An 8,109-nucleotide genomic window follows, 5' to 3' on the forward strand; every position below is an offset into this window, starting at 1 on the left:
GGACGATGTCGCTCGCTGTTTCCGACTAGGGTCGAGCCGTGAACAACCGCGTGACGATCGTCGATGTGGCGGCCAGGGCCGGGGTCGCGATCAGCTCCGTCTCCAGCGCGCTCAACGATCGCCCGGGGGTCTCGGAGGAGACCAGGCGCAGGATCGTTCAGGCGGCCCACGACCTGGGCTTCGTCCCCTCCCTTCGAGGACGCAGCCTCTCGGCGAAGCGGGCGTTCAGCGTGGGACTTGTGGTCCACCGCGATCCCTACGTGCTCGAGTCCGATCCCTTCTTCGGAAGCTTCATCGGCGGGATCGAGACGGTTCTCGGCCCGCGCGGCTACGCGCTGATCCTGCAGATGGGCTCGGAGCCGGGTGACGCCCTCGACCGCTATCGCACCTTGGCCGCGAACAGGCGGGTCGATGGCGTTTTCCTCTCCGAGCTCGGCGTCGACGATCAGCGCGTTCCCCTGGTCCAGGAGCTCGGTCTCCCCGCCGTCGGGGTGAACCCGGAGCCCGGTTTCCCGCTGCCCGCCGTCCGGCAGAGCCATGTCGACGGCATCAGGGCGCTCGTTGATCACCTCGTCGGGCTGGGGCATCGTCGCCTCGCCCTCGTCACCGGGCCGCGGGAGTTCATCCACTCCGGTCAGCGCCGCCGGGCCTGGACCGACGCGCTCGAGGATGCCGGGCTCGCCTCGGCGGAGGTCGTCGAGGGGGACTTCACCTACGACAGCGGGGTGGCCGCGGCCTCCCGTCTGCTCGCCGAGCGGGATCCGGGTCAGCGGCCGACGGCGGTCATGTGCTCGAACGACCTCTCGGCGATCGGCTTCATGGCCCGTGCCGGCGAGCTCGGGGTGCGCGTCCCCGAGGAGCTCTCGGTCGCCGGTTTCGACGGCATCCAGCTGGGCACCTACGTGCGCCCGACGCTCACCACCATCGCCACGCAGCCGCGGCTGCTGGGGGCGGAGGCCGCCCGCCTGCTGCTCCAGGTGATCGGCGGCGAGGCGGTGGTGGACGTCGACGTCGACCCCGCTCGCCTCGTCGTCCGACGGTCGACCGCGATCGCCCCGACCGTTCGCTGATCCGCCGGATCCCGTGCGAATGGATCGGCGACGTGCTATCTTGACAGCTACCGAAACGTTTCGGTAGCTCACGAAGACCGTCAGGAAGCCCAATGACCGCGCTCCTCCCATCCGCCCCGGGCGTGCGGCGCGCGCTCGGCGCGGGGCGCATCGAGCACGGCTCACCCGACGGTCACGCCGACGCCGGATCGGCGCCAGTTCCGGATCGGTACCGGTTCCCGCTGAGGGCGAGTACCAGATGAGGACCAGTACCAGGCAAGACCACTAAGGAAACCGGCAGCCCCGGCTGCCCGACAAAGGGAGACACCGTGCAACGACGCACCAAGCTCATCGGAGCGGCCATCGTGGCCGCGACCATGATCGGCATCACCGCGTGTTCGGGATCTGGAGGCGGCGGCGGTTCGACGACCGCCAAGGGCCCCATCAAGATCTGGTATTCGAACAACGAGCAGGAGGTCGCCTGGGGGAAGGCGACGGTCGCATCCTGGAACAAGACCCACCCCGATCAGAAGGTCACCGGCCAGGAGATCCCGGCGGGCAAGACCAGCGAAGAGGTCATCAGCGCATCGATCACCGCGGGCAACTCTCCGTGCCTGATCTACAACACCGCTCCGTCGGCCGTCGGTCAGTGGGTCAAACAGGGCGGCATGGTCGACCTGTCGAAGTTCTCCGACGGCGCGCAGTACATCGAGGCGCGGTCCGGCGCGCAGGCAGACCAGTACCAGGGCTCCGACGGCGACTACTATCAGCTGCCCTGGAAGTCGAACCCCGTCATGATCTTCTACAACAAGGATCTCTTCGAGAAGGCCGGCCTCGACCCGAACGACCCCAAGCTGTCCACCTACGCCGACTTCCTCGCGACGGCGAAGACGCTGGTCGACAAGGGGGTCGCGCCCAATGCGATCCTGCCCGCACCGACGAGCGAGTTCTTCCAGATGTCCTTCGACTTCTACCCGCTCTACGCGGCGGAGTCGGGCGGCAAGCAGCTCGTCTCGAAGAGCGGCAAGTCGACGTTCGCCGATGCGGCCGGCTACGACGTCGCGAACTTCTGGAGGACCCTGTACGCCGACAAGCTCGCCGGCCAGGAGGCCTACCAGGGCGACGCCTTCGCCGATGGCAAGGCGGCCATGGCCATCGTCGGCCCGTGGGCGGTGTCCGTCTACAAGGACGTGAACTGGGGTGCGGTGCCGGTCCCGACCAAGGACGGCATCCCCGCGTCGAAGACCTACACGTTCAGCGACGCGAAGAACATCGGCATGTTCAGCGCGTGCAAGAACCAGGGCACGGCGTGGGACTTCCTGAAGTACTCGACGAGCAAGGCGCAGGATCAGAAGTTCCTCGAGACCACCGGCCAGATGCCGATGCGCACGAACCTCGCCACCACCTTCGCCGACTACTTCGCCGCTCACCCGTCCTACCAGCTGTTCGGGGACCAGGCCAGCCGCACCGTTGAGGTGCCGGGTGGAGCGAACACCGTCGCTGAGATGCAGGCCTTCCGTGACAACTGGTCGAACTCCGTCATCTTCGGCAAGGGCGACGTGAAGGCATCGCTCGACGCCGCGGCCAAGAAGATCGACCAGCTCGCCGCCGACAAGTAATCATGTCAACGACGATCAAGCTGCCGCACCCGGGCGGGACATCGTCCCTCCCGGGTGCGGCCCGCCCCCCGAGGAGGCACCGCCTGCTCGGGCGCAACCCGCTCGGCCTGCTCTTCAGCGCGCCGTACCTGGTGTTCGTGTTGGCCGTGTTCGCGTATCCGCTCGTCTTCGCGGTCTACATCGCCTTCCACGACTACTTCTTCTCCGCCCCGGGGGCCACGGTCAGCCGCCCGTTCGTCGGGCTGCAGAACTTCGTGGACGCCTTCACCGACCCGGATGTCATCCGCTCGTTCGGCAACGTCGGCATCTTCCTGATCATCAACGTTCCGCTCACGGTCGTGCTGAGCCTCGTGCTGGCGTCCGGTCTCAACCGGGTCACCCACCTGCGGGCCTTCTACCGCGTCGCCTACTACATCCCGTACCTCACGGCGAGCGTCGCGGTCGTCGCGGTCTGGCTGTTCCTCTTCAACGGCTCAGGGCTCGTCAATCAGATCCTCGGACCCCTCGCCCCCAACCCGTCGTGGCTCATCAATTCGCACTGGGCAATGCCCTCGATCGCACTGTTCGTCACCTGGAAGCAGATGGGGTTCTACATCCTGCTGTATCTCGCGGCGCTGCAGAACGTGCCCAAGGAACTGTACGAGGCGGCGTCGACCGACGGCGCGGGCGGTGTGCGACAGTTCTTCTCGGTGACCGTTCCCGGCGTTCGCCCGGCGACCGTCCTCGTCCTGCTCGTCTCCACGGTGACGGGGGCGAACCTCTTCACCGAGCCCTATCTGCTGACCAACGGCGGCGGCCCGAACGGCGCCTCGACGTCGCCGGTCCTGCTCATGTACCAGAGGGGCATCGAGCAGGGGCACCCCGACGAGGCCTCGGCCATCGGCGTGGTGCTCGTCATCCTGGTGCTCGTCATCGCCCTGCTGCAGAACCGGTTCGCGGGAGGCAGGGACTGATGTCGAGATTCCAAGCCACCCTGCGCAGCGCCGTGCTGGCGCTCGGGGCGCTCGTGTTCCTGTTCCCGTTCTACTACATGGTGATCGGCTCGCTGCAGACCAAACAGGATGCCTCCCTCGGCGGCGCGTTCCCGCACCCGAGCAACATCACGGGTGCCAACTACGTCGCCATCAACGATCGGATCAACCTGTTCTCCGGCCTGCTCAACTCGAGCGTCTTCACCATCGGGGTGCTCCTGTGCACCCTCGTGTTCGGTGTGCTCGTCGGCTACGCTCTGGCGGTCCTGCAGTGGCGCGGTCGCGGGGTGACCTTCGCGCTCGCGCTGCTCGTCCAGGTCGTCCCGTTCCAATTGCTGATCATCCCGCTCTACGTGCTCATCGCGCGCGACTACGGGCTGGGCGACAACTACCTGGGCATGATCCTGCCGTTCGCCATCAACTCGACCGCCGTCATCATCTTCCGTCAGTATTTCCTGCAGCTGCCGAAGGAGCTGTTCGAGGCGGCGCGCATTGACGGCGCGGGAGAGTTCGCGCTGCTCTGGCGGATCGCGCTTCCGCTGGTGCGCCCGGCGCTCGTGACCGCCGCCCTGCTCACCTTCATCGGGCCGTGGAACGAGTTCCTCTGGCCGTTCCTCATCACGAAGAACGCGTCGATGCAGCCGCTCGCCGTCTCGCTCGCCAACTACATCTCGAACGTGGCGGCGACCGCCTCCAACCCGTTCGGGGCGACCCTGGCCGGCGCGGTCGTGCTCGCGGCTCCCGTGGTCGTGCTGTTCATCGTTTTCCAGCGTTACTTCATCTCGACCAATGTCGGCTCAAGCGTCAAGGGCTGACCCACCAGGAGAAAAAATGACCGACACCTTTCCCTACCGCCTGACCAGAGTCGGCGTCGTCATGACGCCGGAGCCCGGCAACGAGCTCGAGGCAGAGGGGGTGCTCAACCCCGGCTCCGGTCGCGGACCGGACGGCGAGCTCTACCTCCTGCCCAGGCTCGTCGCCCGGGGCAACGTCTCGCGAATCGGCCTCGCCCGTGTCGTGGTCGAGGACGGCATCCCGGTGTCGGTGGAGCGGGAGGGGGTTGTGCTCGAGCCCGATCGCGGCTGGGAGCGCGGCGCCACCCATGCCGGCGTCGAGGATCCGCGCGCCACGAGGATCGAGGAGCTCGGCCTGGACGTGATGACCTATGTCGCCTACGGCCCGCTGGGCCCGCGCACCGCCGTCGCCGTCTCCGACGACCTTCGCGAATGGCGACGCCTCGGCCCGGTCACCTTCGACTACGACGACTCGCTCGACATGGACCTCGGGCTGTTCCACAACAAGGACACCGTGTTCTTCCCGACCGCCGTCATCGCGCCGGACGGGGTGCGCAGTTTCGCCGTGCTGCATCGCCCGATGTGGGACATCGGCGAGACCGCGCCCGGCGAGGGCATCCGCGTGCCAGCCGGGGTCACCGACACCCGCCAGAGCATCTGGATCAGCTACGTGTCGGTCGAGGCGGTCCAGCGCGACCTCACCAACCTCACCCGCTGGGGGCAGCACCGTTTCCTCGCCGGCCCGGAATTCCCCTTCGAACAGCTGAAGATCGGCGGCGGTCCGGCCCCCGTGCGGGTGCCGGAGGGCTGGCTCCTCCTCCATCACGGGGTCACCGGCGTCATCGACAGCGCGTTCGCTCAGCAGCAGAACGTCAACTACGCCGCCGGCGCCATGATCCTGGACGGCGACGACCCGTCGATCGTCCGCCTCCGCACGTCCGAGCCGCTGCTGGCGCCGGACACCGAGGACGAGCGCGGCGGGATCGTGCCGAACGTCGTCTTCCCGACGGCCATCGAGGAGATCGAGGGGCGGCGTTTCGTCTTCTACGGAATGGCGGATTCGAAGATCGGCGTCGCCCTGCTCGAACACACCTGACCCCGCCGTCGACCGGGGCCCCCACCGGCCGGGGCCTCGGCTGCGAGGAAGCGACCGAGCCGGAATCGATCGAAGGAGCAGTTCAATGGAGAACCTCACAACGCACACACCGAGCGCGAAGACGGTCCAGACCAGGACGGTCCGGACCAAGACAACCCGGGTGGGATTCGCAGGATTCGCCGGGTGGCGTCGAGGGCCGCTGGCGGCCCTCGCGGTCGCGGTCGGGCTCACGACGGCCTCGCCGGCCCTCGCGGCCCCTGCAGCTCCCGTTCACCCGGCGAGCAGCGTCCCGGCGAGCCCCGTCCCCACGGCCCGCCTGACGAATCTCGCGCACCTCGACTTCCTCCTCGACCGGGCGACCCCGCCCGCCACCGCCGGGCACACGACGTACCGGCTCGCGACGGAGCCGACCCTGACGCTGCCCTGGGTCTATGCGGATGCTCGGCCGGGAGGGACGTTCGCCCGTGTCGGTGGCGGACCCCTCGACCCGGCCACCGGGCACTGGGGGCAGGGCTCGTACGACTCCGATGACGTCTCGCGCGCCGCGGTCGTCTACCTGCGCGACTGGCAGCAGACGGGCTCGGCGACGAGCAGGCAGAAGGCGTATGAGCTGCTCCGATCGACCGCCTACTTCCAGACGACGACGGGACCGAACGCCGGCAACGTCGTGCTCTGGATGCAGCCGGACGGGACCCTCAACCCCAGCCCGGTGCCGGTGGAGTTGCCCGATCCGTCCGACAGCGGCAACAGCTACTGGCTGGCGCGCAGCCTCTGGGCCTTCGGCGAGGGATACGCCGCCTTCGTCGGGACCGATCCGGCATTCGCCGGGTTTTTGCAGCAGCGGATCCAGCTCGGTCTTCGCGCCCTGGAGCGTGGCGCTCTGGCCTCCTCCGGCAGGGACGATGTCGCCGACGGCGTCCCGGTGCCGAGCTGGCTGATCGTCGGCGGGGCGGATGCCTCCGCCGAGGCGGTGCTCGGGCTGGCCGCATACTCGGCGGCGGCCCCATCCGATCGGGCGGCCCGCACGGCGCTCTCCGAGCTCTCCGAGGGCATCGCGGCGATGGGGTCGCAGCAGGATGCGGCGGCGGCGGAGCAGAGCTGGCCCTACGGCGCGATCCTGCCGGGAACGACGTCGCGTTCGCAGCTGCACTCGTGGGCATCGCAGATGCCGGAGGCGCTGGCCCGCGCCTCGGTCGTGCTGAAACGGCCGGCGCTCCTTCGCCCCGCCGTGACCGATTCGATCGCCTACAGCGGGACCCTGCTCACCTCCACCGGGCCGATCAACGGGTTCTCCCCGGCTCCGACCGACACCACGCAGATCGCCTACGGTGCCGACTCCCGCCTGCAGTCCCTCCTGGCGGTGGCCGATGCCGCCCACAGCGAAGGGATCGAACGGCTCGCCGGCCTGATGGGCAGCTGGTACTTCGGGAACAACACGTCCGGCCGACCGAGCTACGACCCGGCGACCGGCGTCACCGTCGACGGGGTGCAGCCGGACGGCACGGTCAACACCGGTGGCGGGGCGGAGTCCACGATTCACGGCCTGCTGTCCATGCTCGCTCTCGACGCGCATCCCGTCGCCGCGGCCATCGCGCGGTCGGCGACGCACGTGGCCGTTCGCGACGGCCTGACCGTGGTCGAGGCGGAGAGGGCCGGCTCGACCACGGGAACCGTCGTGACGCCGACCGCCGCCTCGGACGGCGAGTCGACGGTGAGCGGCGGTTCCCTGCTCCGACTCGACCGGGGCGAGACGGCGACCTTCGCCGTCCCGACGGGATCGGGGTCCCGCCACGTCGATCCGATCGTCGCCGAGCCGGAGCGCACGCAGGCGGTGTCGTCGTGGAGGGGACTCGGGACTCTCCGCTCGTCCGTCGGAGCCCAGGGCGTCACGCCCGTTCCCGGCGCGCTGCTGCCGCAGTCGTTGCCGCTTCCGCTCTCCGGGAGAACGACGACCGTCTCGGTGACCGCGCTCAGCGGAACGACGACCGTCGACGCGCTGCTGATCCGGCCGCTCGTCACACGCCTCCGGCTGACGGGCTCAGGAACCGCGTCGACCGAGTTCGTGCAGTCCACGTCGCTGCTGCCTCAGTCCGTCCGGCTCGGCGGTACGGGATCGACGGCGCGCATCTACGACGACGGGGGCCGCCTCGTGCGGACCCTCTCCGGCGCAAGCGCGACGGTGCTGCCCCCTGGCGGATTCGGTCTGGCGACGACGCCGTAGTGCGGGCGGTCTCCGGGTGGATCGGTCGGGCGCATCCGTCTCCCACCGGGCAGGCGTACGATCCCGGATGTCGGGTTCTCAGACCCCTCGCTCAGACCACCCGCTCAGACCCCCGCGGAGGACATCATGCGCGTCGCAGTACTCGGAACCGGAACCATGGGAGCGGGCATCGCCCGCAGCCTGCTGAGGGCGGGCATCCAGGTCTCCGTGTGGAACCGGCACGTCGACAAGGCGAGGACGCTCGCCGGCGACGGCGCCCGCGTCGAATCGTCGAGTGCGGACGCAGTGCGGGACGCGGACGTCGTCCTGACGATGCTCTTCGACGAGCCGGCGGTCCGAGAGGTCGCCGAGCAGTTCCT

7 protein-coding genes are annotated in these 8,109 nt (G+C 69.0%); all 7 read left to right on the top strand.

Annotated features, from left to right (window positions below; genetic code table 11):
- Window positions 1-38: 38 nt before the first annotated feature.
- Complete coding sequence (locus VGC18_RS05730) at window positions 39-1,070, top strand: LacI family DNA-binding transcriptional regulator (protein ID WP_331095158.1); 1,032 nt, start codon at window positions 39-41, stop codon at window positions 1,068-1,070.
- 308 nt (window positions 1,071-1,378) lie between these two features.
- A complete protein-coding gene (locus VGC18_RS05735) occupies window positions 1,379-2,668 on the top strand; it encodes an extracellular solute-binding protein (protein WP_331095160.1) in 1,290 nt (429 codons plus the stop codon).
- Window positions 2,669-2,670: 2 nt separating this feature from the next.
- A complete protein-coding gene (locus VGC18_RS05740) occupies window positions 2,671-3,621 on the top strand; it encodes a sugar ABC transporter permease (protein WP_331095162.1) in 951 nt (316 codons plus the stop codon).
- The gene (locus VGC18_RS05745; protein WP_331095164.1) at window positions 3,621-4,454 is read left to right on the top strand and encodes a carbohydrate ABC transporter permease; all 834 of its coding nucleotides are present in this window, start codon (window positions 3,621-3,623) and stop codon (window positions 4,452-4,454) included. The genes VGC18_RS05740 and VGC18_RS05745 overlap by 1 nt, the downstream gene beginning before the upstream one ends.
- A gap of 16 nt (window positions 4,455-4,470) precedes the next feature.
- The gene (locus tag VGC18_RS05750; protein WP_331095166.1) at window positions 4,471-5,529 is read left to right on the top strand and encodes a glycosidase; all 1,059 of its coding nucleotides are present in this window, start codon (window positions 4,471-4,473) and stop codon (window positions 5,527-5,529) included.
- 85 nt (window positions 5,530-5,614) lie between these two features.
- A complete protein-coding gene (locus tag VGC18_RS05755) occupies window positions 5,615-7,750 on the top strand; it encodes a hypothetical protein (protein ID WP_331095168.1) in 2,136 nt (711 codons plus the stop codon).
- A gap of 126 nt (window positions 7,751-7,876) precedes the next feature.
- Window positions 7,877-8,109: NAD(P)-binding domain-containing protein (locus VGC18_RS05760; protein ID WP_331095170.1), on the top strand; the 233-nt coding region annotated here is incomplete at its 3' end.

The organism is Lacisediminihabitans sp., assembly GCF_036404185.1.
In the GTDB taxonomy this organism is placed as follows: Bacteria; Actinomycetota; Actinomycetes; order Actinomycetales; family Microbacteriaceae; genus Lacisediminihabitans.